Genomic DNA, 25,382 nt, shown 5'->3' on the forward strand with positions numbered 1-25,382 from the left:
GCTCAATTCATTGGAGCCCAGGATTGTTCCCTTCCTTGCTGATGTTCGCTCACGGCGATCGTAATGATGTAAGTCATACCTGAGATGGTCACTCCCAGGGGTGACGCCTGCCTGGTGAGCGGGGCCGTACGCTGTTGCGGTGATCTCGGCCCTCGTCCAGCCGTTCTGGCTCGCGTTCTTCCGCGGCGAGGCCGACCCGCCTCCGGTCCGTTCTCCCCGCCTGCGCCGCCGCACGCCCGGCGTGCTGCGGCTGCTGCTGCCCTTCGACCACGTCGACGTGGTCCAGGGGGCCGACCTCGTCGTGGCGGCGACCCTGTTCGTCACCACGCTCACGGAGCTGAGCCCGACCACGCGGCAGCCGGCGTACATGGTCTACCTGGCCGCCCTCGGCTTCTCGCTGCCGGTCGCCCTGCGCGAGCGCCGTCCGCTGGCGGCCTGGCGCCTGGCCGTGGTGCTCATGCCGGTGTCGCTCCACGTCGTCGAACAGGTCACCGACATGCAGCCGCCCTACCTCGGGGCGGCCATCGTGATGTACCTGCTGGTGCTCTACACGGTCGCCGCCAGGTCCGACAGGCGCGTCACGATCGCGGTGTGGGTGGTCTCGGTGCTGACCGTCTGGATCGTCGACCGCAACACGATGACGCTGTCCACGGTCACGATGACCGTGATCCTGCTGTTCGGCTACAACGTCCGGGTACGGCGCAGCGCCACCGAGAGCAGGGACGCTGCCATCGGTGAGCGGTTCGTCATGGCCGAACGGGCGCGGATCGCCAGGGAACTGCACGACGTGGTCGCCCACCACCTGTCGGTCATCGCGATCCAGGCGGAGGCCGTCCCCATGGAGGCCCGAGGGGACGCCTCCCTCCTGGAGGCGGGGCTCGCGCAGATCCGCGGGCTGTCCCTTGAGGCGATCAAGGAGCTGCGGCAGGTCCTCGGCGTGCTGCGCGATCAAGAGGGCAGGGCCGACACCACGCCGCCGCCCGCCCTCGACCGGCTGGACGAGCTGGTCGGCAACGCCAGGTCGGCCGGCCTCACCGTGCTGGTCAAACGCTCGGGAGAGCTGGAGGAGGTGCCCACGGCCATGGCCGTCTCGGCCTATCGGATCGTGCAAGAATCGCTCAGCAACGCCATGCGGCACGCGCCGGGTTCGGCCGTTGCGGTCGAGGTGATCTGGGCCGGCGACCTGCGCGTGCGGGTGGCCAACGGGCCAGGGCGCAGGCCCGGGGAGGCCCCGGGCGCCGGCCACGGGCTGGTGGGCATGCGCGAGCGGGCCACCCTGCTGGGCGGATCGCTGGAGGCTGGTCCCATGGAAGGGGGCGGGTTCGAGGTGAAGGCCCTGCTGCCGCTGGAGCGGACGTCATGATCCGGGTGCTGATCGCCGACGACCAGGGCATGGTCCGCACGGGCTTCACGGTGTTCCTCAGCAGCCAGCCCGACCTCGAGGTGGTGGGCGAGGCCGCCAACGGCCAGGAGGCGATCGAGCGGGTGGCCGAGCTGAAGCCCGACGTCGTGCTCATGGACGTCAGGATGCCGGTGATGGACGGCCTGGAGGCCACGCGCCGGCTCATGGCCGCCGGTGAGACCAAGGTGCTGATCCTGACGACCTTCGACCTCGACGACTACGTCTACGAGGCGTTGCGGGCGGGGGCCAGCGGATTCCTGCTCAAGGACGCCTCCGCCGCGCAGCTGGCCGAGGCGGTGCGGGTGGTCGCCGCGGGCGAGGCCCTGATCGCTCCGGCGGTGACCAAGCGGCTGATCCACGAGTTCGCCAGGCTGGGCGGCCCCCGGGCGCCGTCGGTCAAGCGCCTGGCGGAGCTGACCGAGCGCGAGACCGAGGTGCTCACCCTGATCGCGCAGGGCCTGTCCAACCAGGAGATCGCCGACCGGCTCGTGGTCGCCGAGCAGACGGTGAAGACACACGTGGGCAGGGTGCTGACCAAGCTCGACCTGCGCGACAGGGCGCAGGCGATCGTCTACGCCTACGAGACGGGGCTGGTCCGCCCCGGTGAATGACTCCAAGTGGTACGCGTCGCCACGGATGCTGCTGGCCGCGGACGTCGTGGTCGGGCTCGTGCTGTTCTGGCTGACCCGCGACGACCTGACCGCGAGCACCACCGGCTTCCCGCTCGGGCCGGCCGGACTCGAGCCGCCGGTCGAGGTCGGCCGGCGGCTCGGGCCCGGCGACCTCGACCCGCCGACCGACGACGGAATGCTCACGCTCGTCGCGGCCATCGCGTCGGCGCCGGTCGCGCTGCGCAGACCGGCGCCGGTCATGTCGCTGGTTCTGGCGGCCGTCGTGATGGTGTGGAACCCGTACCCCATCCATCAGCTGACCTCGGTCGGCGGCCTTTCGGTCGTGCTGTGCGCCTACACGGTCGCCACCCGCGTCCCCGTCATCGGCGCCGTCGCCGTGTGGATCGTCCCCACGCTGGCGGAGATCCTGTACAGACCGCAGCCCTTCGGCCTGGAGCTGCTGCTCCTCCCGGTCGTCCTGGTGCTCGGCCAGGTCGTCAGGGCCCGCCGCCGCACCCAGGCCGAGCTGACGGCGCAGGCGGAGCAGACCCTCGCCGCGCAGGCGGTGGCGGAGGAACGGCTGCGGATCGCGCGCGAGCTGCACGACGTCGTCGCCCACCACATGTCGGCCATCGCCATCCAGTCGGAGGCGGTACGGCTGCGCGCCGCCGGTGACGCCGCCCTCCTCGACACCGGCCTGGCCGAGGTACGGGAGATCTCGCTGGAGGCGATCTCCGAGATGCGGCAGATCGTCGGCACCCTGCGCCAGGCTCCCGCGCCCGGCCTCGACCGCGTCGGCGAGCTGTTCGACACGGTCCGCGCGGCCGGCCACCCGGTGACGGTGACCTCCGAGTTCGGCGAGGTGGACCCGCCGGTCGGCGAGACGGCCTACCGCATCCTGCAGGAGTCCCTGAGCAACGCGATGCGGCACGCGCCAGGCGCCGAGGTGAGCGTCGACGTGGGCAGGACCGAGGCGGAACTGGTGATCGTCGTCGCCAACCGGCCCCCGCTCGCGGCCGCCCCCGCCGCCGGGGGCGGGCACGGGATCATCGGCATGCGGGAGCGGGCCGAGTTACTCGGCGGGTCCCTCGAGGCGGGGCCGAGGCCTGAGGGCGGATTCGAGGTGCGGGCGAGGCTGCCGCTGGGCCGTACCATCGGCTGATGGACCCGGTGGAGCTCTTCCAACGGACGGCGGCGACGGTGCCCGCCTACCGCGCGTTCCTGGCCGCGCACGCGATCGACCCGGCCCAGGTCACGACCCTGCGGGACTTCTCACGATTGCCGATGACCACCAAGGACACCTACACCCGCCGCCATCCCCTGCCCGATCTCTGCCGCGAAGGGACCATCGGCGACATGATCGCCGTCTCCTCGGGCTCGACCGGCGCCCCCTCCTTCTGGCCCCGATCGGCCGAGGACGAGCGGGTCATCGCCGACAGGTTCGAGGAGGTCTTCAGGGACGCCTTCGACGCGCGCCGCAGGCGCACGCTCGCCGTCGTGTGCTTCGCGCTCGGCACCTGGGTGGGCGGCCTGTTCACCCTCTCCTGCGTGCGCCACCTGGCCGAGCGCGGCTACCCGATCACCGCCGTCGCGCCGGGCGCCGACAAGCGCGAGATCGTCAGGGTGATCCCCGAGCTGGCCCCGCACTTCGACCAGGTGGTCCTGCTCGGCTACCCGCCCTTCCTCAAGGACGTCATCGACACCGGCGGCCTTCCCTGGCACGAGTACCGGATCAAGCTGGTCACCGCGGGCGAGGTCTTCAGCGAGGAGTGGCGGTCACTGGTGGCCGAGCGTGCGGGCATGACCGACCCACTCCGCGACACCGCCTCCCTGTACGGCACGGCCGACGCGGGCGTCCTTGGCAACGAGACCCCGCTGTCGATCGAGATCCGCCGATTCCTGGCGGCCCGCCCCGACACCGCGCGGGAGCTTTTCGGCGAGTCGCGGCTGCCGACACTCGTCCAGTACGACCCGGAGGTCCGCTTCTTCGAGGAGCACGAGGGCACGCTGCTCTTCTCAGGCGACAACGGGATCCCCCTGGTCCGCTACCACATCGCCGACGAGGGCGGGCTGCTGCCGTACGACAGGATGCTGGGCTTCCTCGCCGGGCGCGGCTTCACACCCTCGGCCCCCGGCCCGGAGCGACCCTTCGCCTACGTCTTCGGCCGCGGTCACTTCACGGTGTCCTACTACGGCGCGAACGTCTATCCCGAGAACATCAGTTCAGGCAACCATTCTTTCAAGATCGCCAATCACCGAGAGGGTCGCCAGAACCACATGGCGGAAGTAGGCCTTTAGGCTCGACCTGGGCAAGCAAGTCAGCTGACTCTCGCGACAAGCACTTAGCTCATCGTTCACGATCTTGAACGGCGACAATCTTCTCTACAGGGTCAAGGGCAGCCCGCCTGCGGCGGCCTGCCGCGCGTCGGGCGGTCGCTGGCCGCGCTGCGGCTCTCCGGCCGGTCGCGGCCAGCGCCGCCCACGCGCTTAATCCTCCACAGCGGCAGCCTGGACCGTGGCGATCAGCGCATGCCTGACGTAGATCCTCGGGCTGAGATCCGGCTACCACCACCAGTTGAACCATTCACTGGGCAGCGTCTCCATCAGGCGCCTGCGGGCGTGAGGAGTACGGGTGCGGACTCTCAGACTGCCCTTGCTCCTGGGGCGGTTCCATGGGTCATCGTCGTCGCACATCTCTCGATGCACGCTCAGGTAGAGCAGTGCATCCTTCCCGATGTACCAGCGCCCCTCTCCCCGCGGAGCCTCCGTGCAATCGGTCCCAAGCACGGGCAAGTCCATCCTCGTGAAAAGACGATCGACTTCAGAGATGTCTTGTGTCAGTAGTTCGCCATAGGCAGCCTGCTCTCTTGGACCGGCAAACGCCTCGCTCAACACCATCGCAACCAACGCCGCGGAGAGTCGTTCGGCGTAGGGCACTCCACTTTGATGCTCAACGCGTAAACAATCGCATGACTCCCTCGTCGGCGGGTCCGCAAGGTGAAGGTCGGTTAGCCGGATATAGCGCCCCCAGCAGCCCTGATTCTCCGCGTGGTATAGCAACCCCGCCTCACCAAAGACTTCCAGCTCATCGGGACGCTGCAGGCGGTTGTGCCAGTGGCACAGATCATCTCGCTTGCCGAACAACACATACGCTTCTCGAAGTGCAACCGGAAGCTGCAGCCCGAGGCGCTTCTCGGCAGCGTCGATCTCCGCTTCGCTGAACCCGTCGTCCTTGGAGAGGGGTCTCGACCAGCTTTCGGCGAAGCGGCGTATGAACCTCCACGCGTGGTGCCGATCTTGAAAACCCTCGACAGCTTCGGTAGCGAGATCAAAGTCGTCAGACATGGTCGGCAATCGTAGGGGAACGTTCTGGGGAGGGCCGTGACGATCGCCACTTCGCAGCCCTCCGTACGGGCAGGGGCGATCGCTGCCGCGACCCTCCTTCGTCGGGCCTTGCCACCGGGCACGGTGGTACTTGGTCCACCTGATAACCGGACGGACACACCTCTCTTGCCATGCTGGCTACCGCCGTGGCACTGACAGCGTTCACCCCCCGCGAGTTGGTCGGGGAATCAAGGCCCCGAGATCGCCAGTCCCAGCTCGCGTGCAGTGCATAACGACCTTAAGTCGGTGACATTACGAGTTCTGATCGTGATCCTCAAAGATCGTCGGTCGCCCGTAGCGTCAGGACGTGCGTAGATGGGTGTGGGTACCAATTGTGGCGGGCTGTTAACTGGACTCGCGGGCTGTGTCGTGCCCAGCAACGGTGCTACTGGCATCAGCGTCGATGAGGCGGGGCACCTCACTGTGGTCCTTGCCTGGTGCGGTCGAGGTCCGGACACGGTGATCATTTACCACGACCGTCTCGCTTCTGACACGAACTCTGCTGCTGGAACGGCAGATGGCCCAACCATCGAGGATGCCAGGTACAGCACCGAGGGGCTGTCCGGTCAGAGTGCATCGTTCCGGATCGATGCGCCCACGGGTGAATGGGTAGCAACCCCCACACCGTTGATGCCGGATCCGGCGATCACCTACACGGCTTTCGGCGCGACGAGCGACAACACCAGCTCCACCAGCCACGTGAGCTTCCAGGCCGACGATGCAGGCAAACTCAAGCCCGGGAAGGTACTCGTTCAGAGGTATGACGAGAGCAGACAAGTCACTGTTGATGCGGTAGTTCCTTTGCAGGAGTTCCTGCACGAGGCCCAGGATCGCAAGAACTGCCAGTAGAAGCTGCACAGCAGTTTGCGGCAGCAGCATCACCTCACACACCCCCACCACCTCTACCACACCTGGGCAGGCGTCATTCAAGGCAGCCGCGGACACCCGAGTTCACGCATACCAGTACATGAATAGACGTGGCGACGCCGTCCCTCCAGGTCCCACGCCGCCACGCCCGTCTATCGGACCCGTCCCGCCAGCAGAGCCGTCCAGACAAGCCGAGCCTCAGCGATCAACCAGCGGTAGGTCTCGGAGATCTCCGGCTTGTCGTCGAGCTGCACGGTGCGGCGAATGAACGCCTGCCCCCCGCCCTCGCACAGCTCGTAGAACGTCGCCCGGCATGTACAGGTCCAAGCAACTGGCCGCACGCGTGCGAGCGCGCCGTACGGCGGTTGCCAGTCCAGGCGCACATGATCCCGTTGGGCCATGGCCACATGCGGACTGATGCACTGGTCGAGCAGGTTGTCTGCGCTGCGCTCGGCCATGGCCTCACCATAGACCACCCAAGCTATAGCGCGCTATAGCGTACCTAGCGCGCTATCCATCGCCATGGCGCGCGACAGCTCCCTAACGTGATCACCGTGGTGGAGCTGAAGGCGAACCAGCCCAGGTGGCGGCAGGTGCACGCGATCATCGCGGAGCGCATCCGAACGGGTGAGTACAAGGCGGGCGAGCGCATCCCCTCTCTTGTCGATCTCATCGAGGAGTTCGGCATCGCCAACGCCACCGGGCAGAAGGTCATGCGCGCTCTCCGTGCGGATGGCTTGATCCGCACCGAGCCTGGCATGGGCAGTTTCGTGACCACGCGCGAGGAGCGCCAGGAGCTCTCTCCCGACAGCGAATAGGCGGGTCAAGGCTCTCCCTGTCCTCGGCGTCGGCGGGAGACTGATGGTCGTGGCGTCGCCGGCCGAACTCGCTTCGCTCGCCCTACGGGTGCCTTCGGCATTCCGCCGGCCACGCCACTCGCCTGAGAACGGGCCCATCAGTGAGCCCGGCTGCGCTTGCCCGCCAGCCGGGGCATGCAGCCCTGCTTTGCAGCAGTTCCGGCTGCGCCGCCAACCGAGTCCCACCCTGATCTGCCCTGTCCACGCTGGTTCTGGACGGCTATGGTGCACCGTACCCGATTTGATCTAGGTCGCAGGAGTGCGCGGTGATGAACGTGAGGGTGCCCGACTGGGCCTACGTGGCCAGGTCCCTTGCCAAGGTCCTGGCCGTCACCGCGGCGCTGTTCCTGGCTCTCAGCGCGGTCGAGCGAGTTCTGTGGCTGTTCATCGACTTCAACGACGAGCGGATGGCCCAGGTGTACGGCACGGCCGCCCGCGTCGCGAACCCGGACAAGCGCTTGACGCACGGTTACAGCGATGGCGGAGGACTTCTGGAGACGACCTACACGCTGTGGGGTGAGCCGCGCCGGGCCGGTCCGGGCGAGGGTGAGGGGGAGTACGAAATCGTGGAGAGCCTGTTCGACGGCGTCAGGGCCCCCTCCCTTGACGGGCCGTCCGGCAGCTTGGCCGACGCGGTCGCTTCAGTGGAGGCGGACCTCGGCGTCGACAGTGAGCAAGTCGACAGTGAGCTGGCGGAAGAGGCTCGAAAGATCATCGACGGGCTTCCCCAGACGCTCGACGCTGTCGCGGTCGTGGAGTTCGCGAACTCGATGACCACAGAGCGGCTCGTCGCCTTCAACCGGAGGCACAGCACCTGCGGAGGGGCGGATGTCTCCTACATGTACTCGCCGTACAACTACGACGACTCCAGCGGTGAGCCCCCGTTGAACGCGGTCGTCTGGAACCGCGTCATGGCCAAGGACGACACCGGGAGGGATCTCACCTATCAGTGCGAGACCGAGCCCGAGGCGGCGCTGGCGGAGTTCCGTAGGTGGGTCGGGCTGCTTGACGAGGGCGACGACTTCAGCGCGTTCGGGCTGAACTACGAGTGGCTCGCCGGAGCGGCCAAGGAGGGCGTCGTGCACGGGCTCGTCGTCGACCGCTGGAAACTCTCCGACCTGCGCAAGCTCCTCGACGACCCGGAGGTGCGGACGGTTCACCTCGCCGACGTCGCCTTCGACCTCGGCGAGATCGGGTAGCGATCTTCGGCCAGCTCAGCGGCACGGATGCGAGCCTCAGCGCCACGCTACTCAGGACAAAAAGCTTCAGTTGTGGTCTTCCTCGTCACGTACCCGCGTGATCCGCCGAGTAGCGGCGATGTGTTGCCTGGCGAGTTCGGCCCAAAACGATTCTCCGTTCCGGTGGCCAGTGCCGCCGTATGTCCACTCGGACACCGTGAGCGTGTTGCCCTGGCCGGGGTCAGGTAGGCCCTGCAGCATCCGGGCCTGCGCCGCGCGGTAGTCGGCACGCGTCTGGCGCAGTGCTCCCAGGGTTGTCGAGTAGTGACGACTCTTGGTCGAGAAGTGGCCGCGGTAGCCCAGCATGTGAGCCCACTGCCGGAGCGGAAGGTCCCGGTATTCCGGAAGGTCGTCGAGAAGAAGGCAGGTGTAGATCATGCGCCGGGCGTGTTCGGTGACGTCCAGGTTCCGGACTTCCCACGAGTGGCGGACAGGGCGGTCAACGGTCCCCGCCGACTCCGCGCCCTTGGTGGCGTACTTGGCGACGTAGGAGGCCACACGCCGATCACTCATGCCGTCGAGATCGGTGGAGACGTAGACCGGGCGCACATCGAGCTGTTCGCCCCAGCGCAGCGAGATCGGGCGCTCCCCATGCATGGAGATGACGACTTGGTGAGCCGTCTGGCGGATCGCCTTGTCCAGCAGCGGGACGGTTGCCCAGTCCGGGGGGCGGTCAGCCGGGCCGCCCGGGCCGTCGAGGCGGATCACCGCGTGGAAGTGGACCAAGCCGCGCACCTGGTACTCGGCGACCTTGGCGTAGGACACTCGCAGCATGCCGCGCAGGTCGGTACGGCTGACGCCGAGCAACCGCGCGAAGACGGACGGGACAGTCTTGGTGAACTCCCGCCAGAGCCGACCGGCATGGGCGTTCCACAGCACGGCACCCTCGTAGTCGTAGCAACTCGCGCAGAGCGGTTGCCCAGCCTGGGGGTCATCCCGGTCATGACGAGCGCCGCAGCTTTCGGGCCGTCCGTGCACGCAGACGGGGAAGTCGCACCGGGGGCGACAGGGCAGGGTCTTGCCGTTCTTCTCCCGGTGAGCGTGGACCGCACCGAATGACGGGGCGGTGAAGGTGGCGAACACGCGAGGGTGGGTGCTGACGTCCTCGGGGACACCCTTGCCGCCGCGCAGGCCCGAGATGATCAGGTGATAGGTGTCGTCCTTGTAGGTGGCCGAGCAGGCAGGGCAGCGTGACGCGCGCCGGTTGCCGCACGCGGTCAGCAGGAAGCCGGTCGGTTCGTCGACGGTCCGGTAGACGTCCAGGACCTCACCCGTTCCGGCGTCCACGGTGATCCGTTCACCGCGGAGCCGGACGGGCTGAGCGCAACCGCCGGTGGCGTACACCATGCGTCGCCACCGTCCAAAGTCCGGCATGGCAGCACGCTCCATGGCGGCGAGCACATCAGCGGAGAAGGATGGAACCTCTGTCATGCGGCGTTCTCCCTCTTCTCGATCTCCTTGCGTCGTGTGGCGGTGGCAGGAGCCGTCTCCTCGACGAGTTCGATGCCGTGGATGGCGGCGATGCGTCGCCATCGATCAGCGGACCACCGGGGCGAGTCGGCGATCATGCGCTCGCACCACTCCTTGGAGAGCGCGACATATGGCCCCATTCCTTCGGGAACCAAACAACTCCTTTCCTCATAGGGAGCTGCCGCCATGCCCAGTAAGAAGGCGTGCATCATCGCCAGGCATGCGAATCGTGCATGTCTGGCGAGAACAGTGGCCTTTCAGCGAGAGTTTGGAGTGTTAAGGGTTGCGCGACTCTTCACCAGTGAGCGATGCCGGTACTGCTGGCCTACCGCTGGCCGGGTCCCTCCAGCGGAACGGCTTTCGTTGGTTGTGCCCGGTGGCTTTCTACGCTCGTTTCTGTCGCGGCTGGTTTCTCGCTGCCTTCCCGGAATGACGGGAGCTTTGGGTATCTCCATTTGTACCACCGCGCATGCGAATCTATGCGAGCGTGAATTACGCGGATCCCGTCCCTTCAGCCGTCCCAGGACGTCCACTGACATACCGCTGCGTCCCGTGGCGTCCCGCTGCCTACCGCTGCATCTGATCACCAGCATCGAAAAGCAAGGGAGCTGTCGCCCCTCAGTAAGGCGGACAGCTCCCTTGATCGTCGAGGACGTCTTGAGACGTCACTCCCGCCAGATCGGTTCGAGAAGGTCCGGGTTGAAGGGGGCGCGCCCGCCGCCTCTCGGATGGACGATGATGGCGTGCAGGGCGTCCGTGATGTGAGCACGCTTGCTGGACAGGGGCAGCCCGCCCTCCTCCTCCGGGAGGTACCAGCGTCGCCGGATCTCGCTCATGCTCAAGGCCGCCCGTGCCTGCCGTACCTCTGCCGAGGCGGTCCGCTTGGCCTTCTCCGCCCGCAGGCGTGCCATGGTCGCCTCCAGCTCCGGGGCAACCCGGAACTACAGCTCTCCGCTGATCTCCTTGGTTCTCCATCGGCGGGTCAGCTCGTCGAGCTGCTCCACAGCGGTCGCAAGTTCCTCCTCTCCCGTCCATTCGGAGTCCCCCTCCGATGCGGCAAAAGTGGCCTCCTCCATCTTGGTCATCACCAGTTCGGAGATGAAAAAGTCGACCACATCACCACGGCGCGAGATGCCACCACAACCACCCGCGCCCTTCGACGGGCAGGAATAACTGTGATGCTCGATTCCTTGACGACGGCTGATCCGGAGTGGCTTGTTGCAGATGCCTCCGTCCGCGGTCGGGCGTCCGCAGCGGAGAATGCCGGAGAGCAGATACTGACGTTCCCTTTCCTGCGGAGAAATCGCCCTGGCCACGGTTCCGTCGTTGTTGACGAGCCTGCCCTTCCTACCGTCGATGATGGCTTGGACGGCCAGCCATTCCTCAGGAGTGAGGATCGTTTCCCACTTGCCGACGATCGGGTTTCCCTCGGTGTCCCGGACGATCTCGCCGTCCAAGCGACGCCATCCGCACAGCCGGGGAGAGGACAGCAGCGCTCGAAGGGTGACGCTCTGCCAGACCTTCCTCCGTGCCGTCTTCACGCCGTCCGACTGCCAGGCCCTGACGATCGAGTAGAGCGAGCGTCCTGCGATGAACTCACGGGCGGCCTGGCGGACCAACGGCGCTTCCACCGGGTCGAGGGTCAACCGGTCGTCCTGCCAACCGAACGGACGATGCCCGCCAACCGGCGTTCCGCTCTCGGCCCGGGCCCGGTGGGAACGACGCATCCGGCGCTGCATCTTGCGGACCTCCATCTTGGAGATCACCACACCGAACAGGCCCATGCTCTCGGTGTCCTCGCTGTAGAGGTTCTTCACCTGCCTGGAGTCGGCGAAGACCAGGCCATCGCGCTTGGTGAACGCCTCCACGAACCGTTCGTAGTCTCCGGACCGCCGGGCGAGACGGTCATCGGCCACGACCACCACGCCCTGAACCGGCGTGCCGTCGTCGAGCTTGCCTGCCCGCAGTGCCTTCACCATCGCCTCGAATGCGTCGCGGACGACGTGCGCCTTCGCCGCCGACTTGTCGTTGTCGGTGAACTCGTGCACGACGGTCCAGCCGTGCCGGGCTGCGGTCTGCCGGTTGACCGCATGCTGGTCCTGGACTCCGTGCTCGTCCTTCTTGCCGTCCATCGAGATGCGGGCGTATGACACGACGGGGATCATGAGCCCTCCGGGGGAATGACAGCGTTAACTGATGTTCTACCCCGAGAACATCTCTGTCGGCCTGGAGCAGCCGGAGGTGAGCGGGATGGTCACCGGCAAGTTCGTGCTGGAGGTGGTCGAGGACGCCGAGCGCGACCGGCGGCTGACCGTGACCGTCGAGCTGGCGCAAGGCGTGCCGCCCGCTGAGGAGACGGCGCGGGCCGTCGGGGAGGCGATCCTCGGCCAGTTGCTCCGGCTCAACAGCGAGTTCGCCGCCTACGTTCCCGCGGACAGGCAGCCGCCGTTCATCCGTCTGCGTGAGACGGGCGACCCCGACTACTTCCCGCCAGGTTCCAAGCACCGCTACACGCGGGGTTGATCTCGCCGCGGCGGCTCGAAGGGATTGACCACGGACACGCCCGTCCCCTCGAAGTCTTTGACGTTCCTGCTCACCAGCGTCCAGCCGTTCACTCTGGCCGTCGCGGCGATCAGGCCGTCCATCGTCGGGATCGGACGGATGGCGTTCAGGCGTCCCCATTCTTCCGCGATCTCCGAGGTGATGGGAATGATGCGATCACCGAACTGCCGGTGAAGCCCGTGAAGCCAGCGTTCCAGAATCGTCGCCTGCGCGGGATCCCTGCGCCGGCGGAGCTCGACTCCGCTGCGGATCTCACCCACCGTCAGGCTGCTGAGGTAGAGCGTGGGCCCGTGTGCCTCGCCTATCCAGTTCCTGACGTGAGAGCTTCCGTTGCGTTTCCGAACCTCGGAGACCACGTTCGTGTCGAGGAGGTAGCCGACGCCCATCAGTCGAATTCCACCTCTCGGGGGAGGTCCTGGTTCCGTGGGAACTCCATGTCGTCGTCCCAGTCGGGGTCAGCGAGGAGGAACTGCCCGAAGTCCGGAGCGTCGCCTTTGAGACGGCGATACTCGGCGATGTCGATGACCACGGCCACTTCCTCTCCGTGCCGCGTGACCACTTGCGGGCCTTCACTGACCGCCCGTCGCACGACCTCGCTGAAGCGTTGCTTCGCCTCCTGCACCTGCCATCCGCTCATGGGAGCCCCCTGTCTAGTCGGTCTAGATTGATGCTAGGCCAATACAAGATCACATGCAGTGACCCGGCATCTCGCACGAGCGGGGGTGGCCGACGCTCATCAGCCGAAGGTCACGGGTTCTTCGCGCGGACGAGCTAGCACCTGAGAGGGACCAGCGAAGATCGTGCCGGGGAGCGACGACCGCTAGCGGCCGCGATTCCTACCTTCGGCCCCATGGTCAGGAAACTCTGCGCAGGTGGGGCGCTGCTGCTCGGCGTCGCCGCCTTCGCCATGCCCGTCTCGCCCGGCGATCGGCTCGTCAAGGTGTACGGCGATCTCGCCACCGCCGACCGGATCGCGGTGATCGTGCCGGGCAGCGACTCGACCGCCGCCACCTTCGAGAACGGGACCCACCGGCCGGGCGGAGCGGCCAGGGCGCTGCTGGCCGAGGCGCGCAGGATCGAGCCGGGCACGAGGCTGGCGGTCGTCGCATGGCTCGGCTACGACAGCCCGCCCACCTGGAGCCTGTCCGCCCTCACCGACGTGGCGGCGGCGGACGGGGCGCGGGAACTGCGCGAGCGGGTGCTGAGCCTGCCGAAGGCGCCGGTCGCGCTGTTGTGCCACAGCTACGGCTCGGTCGTCTGCGCCCTGGCCGCGCCGGGACTGCCGGTGGCCGACCTCGCCGTCGTCGGCAGCCCCGGCATGGGCGGCGCCCGCAGGGCCTCGCTCATCGGGCCGCGCGTGTGGGCGGGGCGGGGTGCGGGCGACTGGATCTCGATGGTGCCCCACCTGAAGGCCGGGCCCGTCGGGTTCGGGCGTGATCCGATGGATCCCGCGTTCGGCGCCCGGATCTTCGCGACCGGGCCGGGCGGGCACAGCGACTACTTCGACGAGGGCACCGCCTCCCTGCGCAACCTCGCCCTCATCGCGCTCGACCGCGGCGAGGAGGTGGGCCGTGCCTGACGTGCGCAGCATCCAGGCCGCCACCCCGACGACCAGCGGCGAGGAGGTGGGCCGTGCTTGACGTGCGCAGGATCGAGGCGGCGACGCCGGCGGGCCGTGACAGGGGCGTGGACGCGCTCCGGGCGGTGGCGATCGTCGGGGTCGTGCTCGGGCACTGGCTGGTCAGCGCGTGGGAGCGGAACCCGCACCTGGTCATCTCCTCTCCGCTGGCGTACATGCCGCAGTTGTCGCCCGTCTCGTGGGTGCTCCAGACACTGGCCGTGTTCTTCCTCGTCGGGGGTTACGCGGCCGCGCGGGGGGTGCGGGAGCCGTACCGCTCGTGGGTGGTGGCGCGGCTGGTCCGCCTGGCGCTGCCGGTGGTGCCGCTGCTGCTGGCGTGGGCGGCCCTCGGCGCGCTGGTGTCTGTGCTGAACGGCCAGCCGGTCGCGTCGGTGGTCGCGCTGGCCAAGCCCGCGCTCGGCCCGCTGTGGTTCCTCGGCGTGTTCGCGGCGCTGACCGCGCTCACGCCGTGGCTGGTCAGGGCGGGACCGGTCGCGGTCGGCGCGGCGGTCACGGTCGTGGCGGCCGTGGACCTGCTGCGGTTCGGGCTGGGCGCTCCGGCGGCGGTCGGCTGGGTGAACCTCGCGGCGGCGTGGCTGGTGCCGTACCTGCTGGGCGTGCTGTGGGCGCGCGGCGACCTGTGCCCGCGCAGGGTCGGCCCGTGGCTCCTGGCCGGTGGAGGCGCGGCGGCCATCGCGCTGGTGGCGTGGGGCGGGTACCCGGCCGCCATGATCGGCATCACGGGGCAGAGCGCCTCCAACCTCAGCCCGCCGACGCTGGCCGCGGTCTGCTTCGGCCTGGCGCAGGCAGGCCTCGCGCTGCTTCTCCACGGGCCGCTGAGCCGGCTGATGCGCAGGCCCAGGCTGTGGGCGCCGGTCGCCGTGGCCAATCTGGGCGCCATGTCGATCTTCCTGTGGCACCAGACGGCGCTGGTGGTGACCGTGCTCGCCTTCGGCCTGTACGGCAGGCCCGACACGCCCTCGTGGGTGCTCGAACGGCTGGCATGGCTCCCGGTCGTGGCTCTTGCCCTGGTCTTTATGACATGGTGTCGTCATCGGCTTGACGCGGGCCGCAGATTTTGGTGACACTGTGTCATGACCTTCTCCGAGACGCTGCGCAACGCCACCTGGGGCGACCACGAGTCCGCCGAGGACGAGAGCTACCTCAAGGAACTCATGGCAGGGCGGCTCAGCGCGCAGGAGTACGGCGAGATGGTCGCCCAGCACTATTTCGCCTACCTGGCCCTCGACGGCGTCTCCAAGCGCCTGGCCGACCACCCGATGGCGGGGCCGTTCGTCTTCCCCTCCCTCTACCGGGAAGCGGCGCTCGAGCGCGACCTCGCCACCGTCTACGGTCCCGCCTGGCGCGAGCGCATCGAGCCCTCCAAGGCGACCAGGACGCTGGTGGCCCGCATCGAGCAGGTCGCCGACTGGCCGGGCGGCTACATCGCCCACCACTACACGCGCTACATGGGCGACCTGTCCGGCGGCCAGTTCATCAGGATGGAGCTGCAGAAGATCTACGGGTACGGCAAGGGCGGCGGCGTCGACTTCTACATCTTCGACGAGGTCGGCTCGCTGCCCCGTTTCAAGAACGACTACCGCGCCAGGCTCGACGCCCTTCCCGTCGACGAGGCCGAGCAGCAGCGGATCATCCGCGAGGTGCGCCTGGCGTACCAGCTCAACACCGAGGTGCTCGCAGAGCTGCTGCACATGGTCAGGTCCGCGGCCTAACATGTGCTCATGCCCAGGATCTCCGCCGCCACGATCGGCGAGCACCGCGCCCAGACGCAGGACCGGATCCTGCAGGCGGTCTCGCGGCTGTCGCGCGTCCAGGGCATCGACGCGATCTCGATGACGGACGTGGCGCACGAGGCGGGCATCACCCGCACCGTGCTCTACAACTACTACCCGGACAAGGCGGCGCTGCTGCTGGCGTTCACCGAGCGGGTGACGCACTACTTCATCGAGGCCTACACCAGCGAGCTGCCTCCTTCGGCCACGCCGGCCGAGCGGCTGCGGGCGTTCGTGCGGTTGCAGCTGGCGGGGCTGCTCGCGCACCCGCACCCGGGAGCGGCGGGGCTGAGCGCGACGCTCGGTCCCGACGCCTACCAGCAGCTGGCCGACCACGTGGCGCCCATGCAGCGGATCCTCGTGGACATCCTGGACAGCGGCGCGGGGTCGGGCGACTTCCAGGTACAGGACGTGGCGGCGACGGCCCGCATGATCCTCGCGGTGATCGGCGCCGAACGGGAGCCGCTGATCAGCGGCCGGGTGAGCGTGGAGGCGGCCGAGGAGATCGTGTCGGGCTTCGTCCTGCGCGCCCTGAGCAGCACCTCCTGACCGTCCCCACCCCCGGCGGGCGTCCCCTCAGAGGGGGGAGTCCAGTCCGCTTCGAGTCTTACGACAAGATTGTCCACATGGACGTCCAGCTCAAATCCGCACAGGGCAAGTGGATCCTGGCAGCGACCGTGCTCGGCTCAGGCCTGGCCATGCTCGACAGCACGATCGTCAACGTCGCGCTTCCTGCGCTGCGGGCCGAGCTGAAGGCGGACATGGCCGGCCTCCAGTGGACGATCAACGCCTACACCCTCACGCTGGCGGGCCTGATCCTGCTCGGCGGCTCGCTCGGCGACCGGTTCGGCCGTCGCAGGGTCTTCCTCATCGGCACGGTGTGGTTCGCGCTGGCCTCCGCGCTGTGCGGGCTCGCCCCCAACATCGAGTTGCTGGTCCTGGCCCGGGGCCTGCAGGGCATCGGCGGCGCGCTGCTCACCCCCGGCTCTCTGGCGATCATCCAGGCGAGCTTCGTGCGCGAGGACCGGCCGAGGGCGGTGGGCGCGTGGTCCGGGCTGGGCGGCGTGGCCGCCGCGATCGGCCCGCTGCTGGGCGGATGGCTGGTGGAGAACGCGGGCTGGCGCTGGGCGTTCCTGGTGAACCTGCCGTTCGCCGCGCTCGTCGTCGTCATCACGCTCAGGCACGTCCCCGAGACGAAGGACGAGCAGGCCGTCGGCAGGTTCGACATCGTCGGCTCGGTCCTGGCGGCGCTGGCCCTGGCGGGCATCACCTACGGCCTGACCGAGAAGGGCCAGCTGGTGCCGCTGGTCGCGGGCCTGGTGCTCGGTGGGGTGTTCGTGGCGTGGGAGATCCGCAGGTCGCCGGACGCGCTGGTGCCGATGAGCCTGTTCAAGAACGCCGTGTTCGGCGCCGTGAACGTGGTCACGCTGATCATGTACGCGGCGATGGGCGTGGTCTTCTTCCTGCTCACCCTGCAGCTGATGACGGTCGCGGGCTTCTCCCCCGTCGCCGCGGGGTCGGCGCTGCTGCCGGTGACCATCCTCATGCTGCTGCTGTCGGCGCGGGCGGGCGAGGTGGCCAAGAGGTACGGGCCGCGGCTGCCGATGACGACCGGCATCCTCGTGGCCGGCGCCGGTTTCCTGCTGATGAGCACGATCGGCAAGGGCTCCAGCTACTGGCTGCACGTGCTGCCCGCCGTCTCGGTCTTCGGCCTCGGCCTGTCGGCGGCGGTCGCGCCGCTGACCGCGACCGTGCTGGCCACCGCCGACGACCGCTACGCCGGTACGGCAAGCGGCATCAACAACGCCCTGGCCAGGACCGGCAGCCTGCTGGCGGTGGCGGCGATCCCGCCGTTCGTCGGGCTGGCGGGCGACGCTCTCAGCGACCCCGTGCGGTACGCCGCGGGGTTCACCAGGGCGATGCTGATCAGCGCCGGCATGATGGCCGTCTCCGCGCTGATCACCTTCCTCACGATCAGGACCAACGTGCTGGCCCCGCAGACCCCGCAGCGGCCTCAGAACGTGAACGACTGACTGCGCACGCTGTTGTCGAAGTTGGACACCAGCAGCTCGGGCTCGCCCACCGACCTGATGTCGGGCAACCTGGTCAGCAGCTCGCGGAACATGGTCCGCATCTCCTGCCTGGCCAGGTTCGCGCCCAGGCAGAAGTGCGGTCCTGGGCCGCCGAAGCCGACGTGCGGCTTGGTGTCGCGGGTGATGTCGAAGGCGTCGGCGTCGGGGAAGACCTCCTCGTCGCGGTTGGCCGAGCCGTAGAAGAGGACGACCCTGTCGCCCTTCTTCAGCTCGAGGCCGCGCAGGGAGTAGTCCTCGGTGACGGTCCTGCGGAACTGGATGATCGGCGAGACGTGCCTGACCATCTCCTCGATCGCGCCGTTGACGTGCCCGTCGAAGTCACCCATGAGCAGCTCGCGCTGCTCGGGGTGGTCGGTGAGCAGCTTGATGCCGTGGGCCATCGTGTTGCGCGCCGTCTCGTTGCCCGCCACCAGCAGCAGCGCGAAGAACGAGCCCAGCTCCTTGTCGGTCAGCCTCTCCCCGTCAGGGTTGGCCGTGACCAGCGCCGACACCAGGTCCTTGCCCGGGTCGGCGACGCGCTGGTGGCCGAGCTGGATGACCATGCGCTGCAGAGCCAGCAGCGCCACCACGTTCTTGCCCGCCAGGCGGGCGCTCTGCAGCACGCTCGGCCGTACGCCGCTGTAGGCGGTCGAGGCGTCGACGTGCTCGTGCACCTTCGCCCGGAACTCGTCGGGGATGCCCATCATGTCGCAGATGACGTGGATGGGCAGCCGGGCGGCGACCTGCGTGACGAAGTCGCCAGGACCCGCGGCGATCACGTCGTCGACGATCCGCTCGCACGCCTTCTCGATATCGGCCTGCAGGTTCTGCAGCATCTTGGGGCTGAAGGCGCGCGAGACGATGCGTCTGAGCCTCGCGTGGCGGGGGTCGTCCATGTTGACCATCGACTCGCCGAACACGTGCTTGACCCAGCCGGGCGGCTCGGGGTTGGTGACGGCGGGCTCGCTGGAGAAGACCTTGGCGTTGCGGCTGGCCTCGACGACGTCGGCGTGCCTGACGAGGGCGTAGAACCCGGTGCCCGAACGCAGCAGCGGCACCTTCCGCTCGGGGAAGAAGACCGGGTGCTCCATCTGCCGGAGCCTGGCGAACGCCTCCTGCCGCTCTTTGAGCGGTTTACGCCAGAAGTCCAGGTCCGCGAGGTCGATGTCCACCCGCCTATCCTGGCACGTTCCCGGGGTGTTAAGGCCAGGTTCGACGGGCCTGGGGACCATCCGGGCATGAACGTCTCGCGCACCGCCCTGCTCGCCGTCGCCTGCCTCACCCTCCCCTTCCTCCCCATGCCGGCCGCCGGCGCCTCGGTGACGTCCTGCGGCGGGCACCCGTCGGACTTCGACGGCGACGGACTGCCCGACCTGGCCATCGCGGCGCCGTACGAGAGCGTGGAAGGCCGCTCCCGCGCCGGCGCGGTCACGATCATGTACGGCTCCGGCCAGAAGGCCAGGCTCTCCCAGGCGACGCCCGGGGTGCCGGGCGACCCGGAGACCGGCGACTCCTTCGGCTCCGCTCTCGCCGTCGGCGACTTCGACGGCGACGACTGCGCCGACCTCGCTGTCGGCGTCTCGGAGGAGTTCTTCGGCACGCCGGTCCCCGGCGCCGACGGCAACGGCGCCGTGCAGCTCTTCCACGGCTCGCCCCGCGGCCTCACCCCCGGCAGGCAGCTGTCGCCGGCCAAGCGCGGCTCCGACCGGTACGGCGCGGCCCTGGCGGCGGGCGACCTCGACGGCGACAAGGCCGACGAGCTGGTCATCGGCGCGCCCGCGATGGGCACCGGCGGCACGGTCGTCGTCGACGGCTTCGAGGGCCGCGGGCGGTACCAGATCACCCAGCGCGGCCTGCGCCAGCGCGGTCTGGTCACCGACCAGTTCGGCTCGGCGCTGACCACCGGCGACTTCGACGGCGACGGCAAGGACGAGATCGCGATCGGCGCCCCGGCCGACACCGTCCGCCTGGACGGCCAGGGCTCGGTGACCGTGGTGAACCCGCGCAGCCGCAGGGCCGTGCAGTACACCCAGTCCTCGCCGGGGGTGAAGGGCGGCTCGGAGAAGTGGGACGCCTTCGGCGCCTCGCTCGCCGCCGCGGACTTCGACGCCGACGGGCGCGACGACCTGGCGATCGGCGTGCCGGGCGAGGGCCTGAGCGCCAACCAGCGGGCCATGGACTACGGCGACGGCATGGTCCACGTCCGCTACGGCACGGGCCGCTGGGAGGCGTGGACGCAGCGGCTGCTGAAGGGGACCCCGCGCTACTACGACAGGTTCGGCGCGGCGCTGGCGACGGGCGACTTCAACGGCGACGGCGACGCCGAGCTGGCGATCGGCGTGCCGGGGGAGAACTCGGTGCAGGTGCTGGCGAGCGCCAGGAAGGGCGGCCTGACCCGGTACGGCGACCTGCTGATCAAGGGCAGGGGCCGCGACTTCGGGGCGTCGCTGACCGCTCTGCCCGCCGTCGGCCGCTACCGGACGCTGTCGACGGCCCGTCCCGTCGACGGGCTCGTCGTGGCGGCGCCCGGGACGGGCGTGGTCACCTTCGTGCCTGGCTCGCGCCGCCCCGGTCCGTTTCCCGGGCTGCGCCCCGGCAAGGCCCACAAGCTCGGTAGCGGCCCCGGCCTGTACGGCTACGCCTTCGGCTGAGCCGGTCGCCGGGGACAGCGCGTCAGCCTTTCGGCGGAGCCGGACGCCGGGGACAGCGCGTCAGCCTTTCGCAGAGCCGGTCGCGGGGACAGCGCGTCAGCCTTTCGGCGGAGCCGGTCGCGGGCAGAGCGGGCCGGCATCGGCGGAGCCGGTCGCGAGCGGGTCAGCCCAGCAGCGGCGCCAGGTCGCCGGGTTCGCGGAAGTGCACGCCGACGATGCCGACCCGCTCGGCGGCCTCGATGTTCTCCAGCCTGTCGTCGACGAACGTCACCTCGCCAGGCTCGGCTCCCAGCCCGTCCAGGACGGCGAGGTAGATCTCGGGGTCGGGTTTCGTCATGCGCATCCTGGCGCTGTAGAAGCGGGGTTCGACCCTGGCCATCCACGGCAGCCCGTCGATGCCGTCGGCGACGCAGTCGGGCGCGTTGGACAGCAGCGCCACGCGCGGCAGCCGTTCCATGACGGCCACCGTGTCGCGGTTGGGGTGCGACCAGCTGGCCACGTCCAGCTCGACGAGCCTGGCGACCTCCTCGTCGCCGACATCGCGGTTGAGCGCCAGCGACCAGAACGCGCGCGGGGTGATCGTGCCCCTGTCGAACTCCAGGCGGTGCTTCCAGTAGCCGCGCTCGAAGGTGTCCTGGTCGGCCCCCGCGGCGGCGGCCATGGCCTCGACGTCTGCTTTCGGCTGCGGGAGGGACAGGACGTTTCCGTAGTCAAACAGCACCCAGGTCATGACAACAGACGCTAACTCACGACCCGCGGTGGCGCGGGGGTCAGCGGCCGAGTGGGGCGGCGGGGATGGTGAGGGACTTGGTGGTCCTGGCGGGCGCGCCCCTGCGGGAGATGTAGTCGAGTGTCCGGAAGTCGACCGACAGCTCCGACGAGGTGAGCCTGGCCGCGATGTAGCCGCGCCGCTGGTCGATGTAGGAGATGTGCGGGTTCTCCGCCAGCGCCTCGGCGATCCAGGCCTTGTCGCGGTATCCGTCGCCGTCGCTGGCGATGGAGGAGGTGACCAGCTCGCGGGCGACCACGGGCGAGGACGGGTCGTCGAAGTCGAGCTTGAGCTCGGCCGCGTGGTGCATGTGCGCGTCGCCGGTCAGGACGACGGGATTGGAGGTCTCCTTCATCCAGCCGAGCAGGCGGTCGCGCTCGGGCGCGTAGCCGTCCCACGAGTCCAGGTTGACCTCGCGGCCCGGCCCGACCTTGTAGTCGCGCTGCGCCATGATGATCTGCTGGCCGAGCAGGTTCCACTGCGTGGTGGACGAGCGCAGCCCCTCCGACAGCCAGCGCCGCTGCTCGTCGCCCAGGAGGGTGCGGCGCGCCGACAGCCGTTCGTCGCAGGAGGCGCGGACCCCGTCGAGGCAGGCCTGGTCGTCCCTGAACTGGCGCGTGTCGAGCAGGTGGAAGCGGGCCAGCGTGCCCCACGAGACGCGCCGGTTGACGCGCAGGACGGCGCCCTGGACGCTCGCGCGGCGCAGCGGCATGTTCTCGTAGTAGGCACGGAAGGCCATGGCCCTGCGCCTGGCGAAGTCGCGGGCGCCGGTGCTGGAGACGGGCCCCGCCCAGTTGTTCTCGATCTCGTGGTCGTCGAAGGCGACCAGCCACGGCGCGACGGCGTGCGCGCGCTGCAGGTCGCGGTCGCTCTTGTACTGCGCGTGCCGCAACCGGTAGTCGGCCAGCGTCTCGCACTTGCCCGGCGTGTGCGTGCGGACCCTGCCGGCCAGCGCGGTGTAGCCGCTGGGGCCGTACTCGTACATGTAGTCGCCCAGGTGCACGACCAGGTCGGGCTCCTGCTCGGCCAGGCGGCGGTAGGCGGTGTAGTAGCCGTGCTCGTAGTGGGCGCAGGCCGCCACGACGAACGAGAGGGGCTGCGCCCCGGTCGGGGTGGTCCTGGTACGGCCGGCGCGCGACAGCTTGCCCTCGGTCCTGAAGCGGTAGTGGTACTCGCGTCCCGGTTCGAGGCCGCGCGCCTCGACGTGCACGCTGTGCGCGCCCGCGGCCGTGGCGGTCACCGTACCGGACCGGACGATCGTGGAGAAGCGCTCGTCGGTGGCGATCTGCCAGTCGACGTCGATGGAGCGGGAGGGCATCCCGCCGCGCCCCTCCCCGCCGAGCGGGTCGAGCGCGAGCCTGGTCCACAGCACGAAACCGTCGGTGGTGGGGTCTCCCGAGGCGACGCCGAGCGTGAACGGATCACCTGCGAGAGCTCGGGAGGGAGGGAGGAGGAAGGAGGCGGCCGTCGCGGCGAGGAAGGTTCTGCGTTCCACGCCCCAGGTATGTCCTCCTCCGCTGACCCGGCCATGACAGCCGAGTCAAGCGGAGATGAACATCACTCCTCCAACCAGGTGAGCAGGTCCTTCGCCGATTCGACCGCCCGCTCGTCGCCGAGTTCGGTGAAGCGCTCGACCGCCTCGCGGGCGCGCAGGAGCGCCTCGTCCTTCCTGCCGAGGCCGTCGAGGACGCGGGCCTCGTCGTAGGCGAGGGCGGCGAGCTGGAACGGGTCCTGGGGCAGAGTCCTCGCCTCGGCCATGGCCTCGATCGCGGCGGCGCTCCTGCCCGCCCAGTGCAGCGACATGGCGTGCCTGCGGGTCATCCTGGCCTGGTCATCGGTGCTCCCTGCGGCGCGGTAGTAGCCGGCCGCGGCGGCGAAGGTGTCCGCGGCCTCCTGGTCGCGATCCAGCTCGTCGAGGATGCTCGCCGCGGACTCCGCCGCCCTGGCCGACTGCAGCGGGTGAGCGTACATCGGGACGAGCGCGGTGAAGTCGGCGAGCGCGGCGTCCCTGTCGTCCAGCATGCGCAGCGCGTTCGCGCGGGTCCACATGACGCTCGTGGTGTTGTCCAGGTCGTCGGTGTCGAGCATCGCCAGCGCCTCCTCCGCGGCGATGGCGGCGTCCATGGGCCGCTCGCCCGCCAGGTAGGCGGCGGCCAGGTCGACCCTGGCGAGCGCGGCGTTGCCGGACTGGCCGAGCGCGGTGAACAGGGCGACGGCCTCGACCAGGTCCTCGGTCGCCTCGGCCGCGCGCTCCACCATGACCAGCACCTCGCCCCTGGAGGCGTGGGCGACCGCGCGCAGCCCAGGCTCGGTGCGCGGCGCGACGGCCAGCACCTCCCCGAAGGCGCCGAGGAGCTCCTCCAGCTCGCCGCCATGCCGCTGGATGAGCTGCCCCTGGAACAGCGCGGTTCTGGCGAGGACGAGCACGTCGCCCTCGGCCCGCAGCGCCTTCCTCGCCTCTCGTGCCGTCTCGGCCGCGCGCTCCGGGTCGCCGTCGGCGAGAAGGCTGGCCAGCAGGGACAGCCGGTCGCCGTCCTTCGACCCTTCGAGCAGCGCGATCGCCTCGCCGACCCGCCCTGCGCTCGCGTACGCCTGGGCGAGCCGCGACACCGCGGCCGTGCGCTGACGCTCGTCGCCGTTGGCCGACAGCCACCGGTGCGACTCCTCCACCAGCGGCAGCCCCTCGGGCGTGACCAGCCCGAGCCTGCCGAGCGCGACCTGCCGCCTGACCTCGTCGCCCGCCAGGGCGTGGAGCTCGGCCGCGCGGGTCCACAGCTCGCGCGCCTGCTCCACGTCGCCCTGGACGAGCGCGGCGAACCCGAGCCCGTCGGTGCGCCTGCCGCCCGCCTCGCCGCCGATCTCGTCGTAGCGCTCCCACGCTGCGAAGGCCGCGTCGTGGTCGCTGCGCCGCCAGGCGTCCTCGGCCAGGTCGAGCAGCTCGTCGGGTCCCGCGGTGGCCGGCGGGGGCGCGGGCGGGGCGGTGGGGATCACGACCCTGCGCGCGTGCGGGGTCAGCGGCAGATGGTCGACCAGCGGCTCGGCCGCCAGCCGCTCCTCCAGCCTGCGGCTCTGCTCGCCGGTGCCGTTGCGCGCGTCGAAGCGGGCCGCCAGGGCGCGCGCGTCGGCCTCCAGTTCCTCGCGCAGGCGGCCGACGGGAACGTCCGCGCCGTTCCTCCGCACGGTCAGCCCGCCCTGGCCGAGGTCCTCCAGGCGGCGCAGCAGCAGCGCCGCGCACCCGGCGAAGTGCATGCGGTCGCTCGGCGTGGGCGAGCGCTCGAGCAGTGGCAGCTCGCGCTGCAGGATCTCCAGGCCGCGGGTCTCGTTGCCGGTGAGGGCGCAGAACTCCATGTGGTCGCCGAAGTCGTCGACGTAGTTGGCGTCGCCCTGGACGAGCCGGTAGGCGCGCAGGTGCGCGGCGGCGGCCTCGTCGAGCCGCCCCGTGCGCAGGTACGGCAGCAGCAGGTTGCTGAGGATGCCCTGCGGCTGGACGTGGCAGGTCAGATGCCCTGCGACGACGGGGGCGGCCAGCTCGATGGCCTCCTCGTCGCGGCCCATCCACGACAGGTGCCACACCTTGCCGCTCGGATCGCACCCCTCACAGTCGGACATGTCGTCACGCGGGGTGGTCTGCCACTGGTGGAACCACTCGTCGGCGGCGGCCCTGTCGCCGATGTGCTCGGCGACGTAGGTGCGCTGGGTGTGGACGGCGTGCAGGCCGTAGCCCGCCTCGACGTAGCGGCGCTCCATCTCGGCGAGCGCGTCGTAGGCCCGCTGGAGCGGGACCTCGGGGAAGCGGCGCATGTCGCTGGCGATCCATTTGAACTGCCACAGCAGGCTGTAGGTCTGCCAGTCCGACCAGCGCCCCGGGTCGGCGTCGTAGTCGGCGACGCTGCGGGAGAACGTGGCGAACGACTTGGCGGGCTCCGCGCCGTACTGGTACGCCTCGGTCAGCTCCAGCCGTACCTCGAAGGCCAGCTCGGGGTCGTGACCGGCGGCCTTGAGCGCCTGTTCGAGCAGCACGGACCTGGCCTCGCCGTACGGCATCTGCCTGGCCTGGTCCAGCATCTCCTCAACGTCGGCCATCGGGG

At 69.5% G+C, this 25,382-nt stretch carries 26 protein-coding genes; 14 read left to right on the top strand and 12 right to left on the bottom strand.

The window, feature by feature from the left end; genetic code table 11:
• The first annotated feature begins 139 nt into the window (after nt 1-139).
• From ACFSKW_RS11280 to ACFSKW_RS11295, 4 genes are read left to right on the top strand one after another with little or no spacing between them, the layout of a single operon-like run.
• Nucleotides 140-1,363 carry a sensor histidine kinase gene (locus ACFSKW_RS11280; protein WP_379571968.1) on the top strand — a complete coding sequence of 408 codons (1,224 nt, stop codon included), beginning with the start codon at nt 140-142 and terminating at the stop codon, nt 1,361-1,363.
• Nucleotides 1,360-2,013 carry a response regulator gene (locus ACFSKW_RS11285; RefSeq protein WP_379571970.1) on the top strand — a complete coding sequence of 218 codons (654 nt, stop codon included), beginning with the start codon at nt 1,360-1,362 and terminating at the stop codon, nt 2,011-2,013. The genes ACFSKW_RS11280 and ACFSKW_RS11285 overlap by 4 nt, the downstream gene beginning before the upstream one ends.
• Nucleotides 2,006-3,175 carry a sensor histidine kinase gene (locus ACFSKW_RS11290; RefSeq protein ID WP_379571972.1) on the top strand — a complete coding sequence of 390 codons (1,170 nt, stop codon included), beginning with the start codon at nt 2,006-2,008 and terminating at the stop codon, nt 3,173-3,175. The genes ACFSKW_RS11285 and ACFSKW_RS11290 overlap by 8 nt, the downstream gene beginning before the upstream one ends.
• On the top strand, nt 3,175-4,311 hold the full coding sequence (locus tag ACFSKW_RS11295; RefSeq protein ID WP_379571974.1) for a phenylacetate--CoA ligase family protein: 1,137 nt from the start codon (nt 3,175-3,177) through the stop codon (nt 4,309-4,311). The genes ACFSKW_RS11290 and ACFSKW_RS11295 overlap by 1 nt, the downstream gene beginning before the upstream one ends.
• 264 nt (nt 4,312-4,575) lie before the next feature.
• Here ACFSKW_RS11295 and ACFSKW_RS11300 read toward each other — a convergent pair whose 3' ends face one another.
• Nucleotides 4,576-5,358 carry an SMI1/KNR4 family protein gene (locus ACFSKW_RS11300; protein WP_379571976.1) on the bottom strand — a complete coding sequence of 261 codons (783 nt, stop codon included), beginning with the start codon at nt 5,356-5,358 and terminating at the stop codon, nt 4,576-4,578.
• A 498-nt stretch (nt 5,359-5,856) separates the two neighbouring features.
• Here ACFSKW_RS11300 and ACFSKW_RS11305 point away from each other — a divergent pair, with 498 nt between their 5' ends.
• Nucleotides 5,857-6,246: a hypothetical protein gene (locus ACFSKW_RS11305; protein WP_379571978.1), complete on the top strand. Its 390-nt coding sequence runs from the start codon at nt 5,857-5,859 to the stop codon at nt 6,244-6,246.
• Between the two features lie 170 nt (nt 6,247-6,416).
• Here ACFSKW_RS11305 and ACFSKW_RS11310 read toward each other — a convergent pair whose 3' ends face one another.
• A complete protein-coding gene (locus tag ACFSKW_RS11310) occupies nt 6,417-6,722 on the bottom strand; it encodes a hypothetical protein (protein WP_379571980.1) in 306 nt (101 codons plus the stop codon).
• Between the two features lie 96 nt (nt 6,723-6,818).
• On the opposite strand from ACFSKW_RS11310, the gene ACFSKW_RS11315 reads away from it, so the two are divergent.
• Nucleotides 6,819-7,082: a GntR family transcriptional regulator gene (locus ACFSKW_RS11315; protein WP_379571982.1), complete on the top strand. Its 264-nt coding sequence runs from the start codon at nt 6,819-6,821 to the stop codon at nt 7,080-7,082.
• A 308-nt stretch (nt 7,083-7,390) separates the two neighbouring features.
• Nucleotides 7,391-8,320 carry a hypothetical protein gene (locus ACFSKW_RS11320; RefSeq protein ID WP_379571984.1) on the top strand — a complete coding sequence of 310 codons (930 nt, stop codon included), beginning with the start codon at nt 7,391-7,393 and terminating at the stop codon, nt 8,318-8,320.
• 66 nt (nt 8,321-8,386) lie between these two features.
• On the opposite strand, the gene ACFSKW_RS11325 is transcribed toward ACFSKW_RS11320, so the two are convergent.
• The 4 genes from ACFSKW_RS11325 to ACFSKW_RS11340 all read right to left on the bottom strand — a co-directional run bounded on the left by ACFSKW_RS11325 (nt 8,387) and on the right by ACFSKW_RS11340 (nt 11,994).
• Entirely contained in the window at nt 8,387-9,790 is a 1,404-nt protein-coding gene (locus ACFSKW_RS11325; RefSeq protein WP_379571986.1) for a replication initiator, read from the bottom strand.
• Complete coding sequence (locus ACFSKW_RS11330) at nt 9,787-9,984, bottom strand: hypothetical protein (protein ID WP_379571988.1); 198 nt, start codon at nt 9,982-9,984, stop codon at nt 9,787-9,789. The genes ACFSKW_RS11325 and ACFSKW_RS11330 overlap by 4 nt, the downstream gene beginning before the upstream one ends.
• Nucleotides 9,985-10,494: 510 nt before the next feature.
• Nucleotides 10,495-10,740 carry a hypothetical protein gene (locus ACFSKW_RS11335; protein ID WP_379571990.1) on the bottom strand — a complete coding sequence of 82 codons (246 nt, stop codon included), beginning with the start codon at nt 10,738-10,740 and terminating at the stop codon, nt 10,495-10,497.
• A gap of 30 nt (nt 10,741-10,770) precedes the next feature.
• Nucleotides 10,771-11,994, bottom strand: coding sequence for a recombinase family protein (locus ACFSKW_RS11340; RefSeq protein ID WP_379571992.1), 1,224 nt, complete (start codon nt 11,992-11,994; stop codon nt 10,771-10,773).
• 31 nt (nt 11,995-12,025) lie between these two features.
• Here ACFSKW_RS11340 and ACFSKW_RS11345 point away from each other — a divergent pair, with 31 nt between their 5' ends.
• Nucleotides 12,026-12,352 (top strand): hypothetical protein, encoded by a 327-nt coding sequence (locus ACFSKW_RS11345; RefSeq protein ID WP_379571994.1) that lies wholly within the window; start codon nt 12,026-12,028, stop codon nt 12,350-12,352.
• On the opposite strand, the gene ACFSKW_RS11350 is transcribed toward ACFSKW_RS11345, so the two are convergent.
• On the bottom strand, nt 12,337-12,777 hold the full coding sequence (locus ACFSKW_RS11350; protein WP_379571996.1) for a type II toxin-antitoxin system VapC family toxin: 441 nt from the start codon (nt 12,775-12,777) through the stop codon (nt 12,337-12,339). The two genes, ACFSKW_RS11345 and ACFSKW_RS11350, sit on opposite strands and share 16 nt — an antisense overlap.
• Nucleotides 12,777-13,028, bottom strand: a complete 252-nt coding sequence (locus ACFSKW_RS11355) for a type II toxin-antitoxin system Phd/YefM family antitoxin (RefSeq protein ID WP_379571998.1) — start codon at nt 13,026-13,028, stop codon at nt 12,777-12,779. Before ACFSKW_RS11355 ends, ACFSKW_RS11350 begins: the two co-directional genes overlap by 1 nt.
• Before the next feature lie 213 nt (nt 13,029-13,241).
• On the opposite strand from ACFSKW_RS11355, the gene ACFSKW_RS11360 reads away from it, so the two are divergent.
• The 5 genes from ACFSKW_RS11360 (at nt 13,242) to ACFSKW_RS11380 (ending at nt 17,835) form a co-directional block, all read left to right on the top strand.
• The gene (locus ACFSKW_RS11360) at nt 13,242-13,970 is read left to right on the top strand and encodes an alpha/beta hydrolase (RefSeq protein WP_379572000.1); all 729 of its coding nucleotides are present in this window, start codon (nt 13,242-13,244) and stop codon (nt 13,968-13,970) included.
• Nucleotides 13,971-14,023: 53 nt separating this feature from the next.
• A complete protein-coding gene (locus ACFSKW_RS11365) occupies nt 14,024-15,094 on the top strand; it encodes an acyltransferase family protein (RefSeq protein ID WP_379572002.1) in 1,071 nt (356 codons plus the stop codon).
• A 9-nt stretch (nt 15,095-15,103) separates the two neighbouring features.
• On the top strand, nt 15,104-15,742 hold the full coding sequence (locus ACFSKW_RS11370; RefSeq protein ID WP_379572004.1) for a biliverdin-producing heme oxygenase: 639 nt from the start codon (nt 15,104-15,106) through the stop codon (nt 15,740-15,742).
• A 9-nt stretch (nt 15,743-15,751) separates the two neighbouring features.
• Nucleotides 15,752-16,351, top strand: coding sequence for a TetR/AcrR family transcriptional regulator (locus ACFSKW_RS11375; protein ID WP_379572006.1), 600 nt, complete (start codon nt 15,752-15,754; stop codon nt 16,349-16,351).
• A gap of 77 nt (nt 16,352-16,428) precedes the next feature.
• On the top strand, nt 16,429-17,835 hold the full coding sequence (locus ACFSKW_RS11380; RefSeq protein WP_379572008.1) for an MFS transporter: 1,407 nt from the start codon (nt 16,429-16,431) through the stop codon (nt 17,833-17,835).
• Here ACFSKW_RS11380 and ACFSKW_RS11385 read toward each other — a convergent pair.
• Nucleotides 17,817-19,046 (bottom strand): cytochrome P450, encoded by a 1,230-nt coding sequence (locus ACFSKW_RS11385; protein WP_379572010.1) that lies wholly within the window; start codon nt 19,044-19,046, stop codon nt 17,817-17,819. The genes ACFSKW_RS11380 and ACFSKW_RS11385 overlap by 19 nt on opposite strands.
• Nucleotides 19,047-19,112: 66 nt before the next feature.
• Between ACFSKW_RS11385 and ACFSKW_RS11390 the strand changes: the two genes are divergently transcribed.
• Entirely contained in the window at nt 19,113-20,525 is a 1,413-nt protein-coding gene (locus ACFSKW_RS11390; protein ID WP_379572012.1) for an FG-GAP and VCBS repeat-containing protein, read from the top strand.
• Between the two features lie 163 nt (nt 20,526-20,688).
• On the opposite strand, the gene ACFSKW_RS11395 is transcribed toward ACFSKW_RS11390, so the two are convergent.
• From ACFSKW_RS11395 to ACFSKW_RS11405, 3 genes are all read right to left on the bottom strand, one after another.
• The gene (locus ACFSKW_RS11395; protein WP_379572014.1) at nt 20,689-21,255 is read right to left on the bottom strand and encodes an HAD family hydrolase; all 567 of its coding nucleotides are present in this window, start codon (nt 21,253-21,255) and stop codon (nt 20,689-20,691) included.
• Nucleotides 21,256-21,295: 40 nt separating this feature from the next.
• Nucleotides 21,296-22,789 (bottom strand): alkaline phosphatase D family protein, encoded by a 1,494-nt coding sequence (locus ACFSKW_RS11400; protein ID WP_379572016.1) that lies wholly within the window; start codon nt 22,787-22,789, stop codon nt 21,296-21,298.
• A gap of 62 nt (nt 22,790-22,851) precedes the next feature.
• Nucleotides 22,852-25,377: a hypothetical protein gene (locus ACFSKW_RS11405; RefSeq protein ID WP_379572018.1), complete on the bottom strand. Its 2,526-nt coding sequence runs from the start codon at nt 25,375-25,377 to the stop codon at nt 22,852-22,854.
• Nucleotides 25,378-25,382 lie beyond the last annotated feature (5 nt).

It is taken from the genome of Nonomuraea mangrovi, assembly GCF_042681425.1.
Taxonomy (GTDB): Bacteria; Actinomycetota; Actinomycetes; order Streptosporangiales; family Streptosporangiaceae; genus Nonomuraea; species Nonomuraea mangrovi.

Excerpts from the sequence above, each read along its gene's own strand:
- ACFSKW_RS11320 (WP_379571984.1), top strand. The coding sequence starts at position 7,391 with ATGAACGTGAGGGTGCCCGACTGGGCCTACGTGGCCAGGTCCCTTGCC.
- ACFSKW_RS11310 (WP_379571980.1), bottom strand. The coding sequence starts at position 6,722 with ATGGCCGAGCGCAGCGCAGACAACCTGCTCGACCAGTGCATCAGTCCG.
- ACFSKW_RS11285 (WP_379571970.1), top strand. The coding sequence starts at position 1,360 with ATGATCCGGGTGCTGATCGCCGACGACCAGGGCATGGTCCGCACGGGC.
- ACFSKW_RS11360 (WP_379572000.1), top strand. The coding sequence starts at position 13,242 with ATGGTCAGGAAACTCTGCGCAGGTGGGGCGCTGCTGCTCGGCGTCGCC.
- ACFSKW_RS11405 (WP_379572018.1), bottom strand. The coding sequence starts at position 25,377 with ATGGCCGACGTTGAGGAGATGCTGGACCAGGCCAGGCAGATGCCGTAC.
- ACFSKW_RS11350 (WP_379571996.1), bottom strand. The coding sequence starts at position 12,777 with ATGGGCGTCGGCTACCTCCTCGACACGAACGTGGTCTCCGAGGTTCGG.
- ACFSKW_RS11335 (WP_379571990.1), bottom strand. The coding sequence starts at position 10,740 with ATGGCACGCCTGCGGGCGGAGAAGGCCAAGCGGACCGCCTCGGCAGAG.
- ACFSKW_RS11390 (WP_379572012.1), top strand. The coding sequence starts at position 19,113 with ATGAACGTCTCGCGCACCGCCCTGCTCGCCGTCGCCTGCCTCACCCTC.
- ACFSKW_RS11295 (WP_379571974.1), top strand. The coding sequence starts at position 3,175 with ATGGACCCGGTGGAGCTCTTCCAACGGACGGCGGCGACGGTGCCCGCC.
- ACFSKW_RS11395 (WP_379572014.1), bottom strand. The coding sequence starts at position 21,255 with ATGACCTGGGTGCTGTTTGACTACGGAAACGTCCTGTCCCTCCCGCAG.
- ACFSKW_RS11300 (WP_379571976.1), bottom strand. The coding sequence starts at position 5,358 with ATGTCTGACGACTTTGATCTCGCTACCGAAGCTGTCGAGGGTTTTCAA.
- ACFSKW_RS11345 (WP_379571994.1), top strand. The coding sequence starts at position 12,026 with ATGTTCTACCCCGAGAACATCTCTGTCGGCCTGGAGCAGCCGGAGGTG.
- ACFSKW_RS11325 (WP_379571986.1), bottom strand. The coding sequence starts at position 9,790 with ATGACAGAGGTTCCATCCTTCTCCGCTGATGTGCTCGCCGCCATGGAG.
- ACFSKW_RS11340 (WP_379571992.1), bottom strand. The coding sequence starts at position 11,994 with ATGATCCCCGTCGTGTCATACGCCCGCATCTCGATGGACGGCAAGAAG.
- ACFSKW_RS11370 (WP_379572004.1), top strand. The coding sequence starts at position 15,104 with ATGACCTTCTCCGAGACGCTGCGCAACGCCACCTGGGGCGACCACGAG.
- ACFSKW_RS11375 (WP_379572006.1), top strand. The coding sequence starts at position 15,752 with ATGCCCAGGATCTCCGCCGCCACGATCGGCGAGCACCGCGCCCAGACG.
- ACFSKW_RS11355 (WP_379571998.1), bottom strand. The coding sequence starts at position 13,028 with ATGAGCGGATGGCAGGTGCAGGAGGCGAAGCAACGCTTCAGCGAGGTC.
- ACFSKW_RS11380 (WP_379572008.1), top strand. The coding sequence starts at position 16,429 with ATGGACGTCCAGCTCAAATCCGCACAGGGCAAGTGGATCCTGGCAGCG.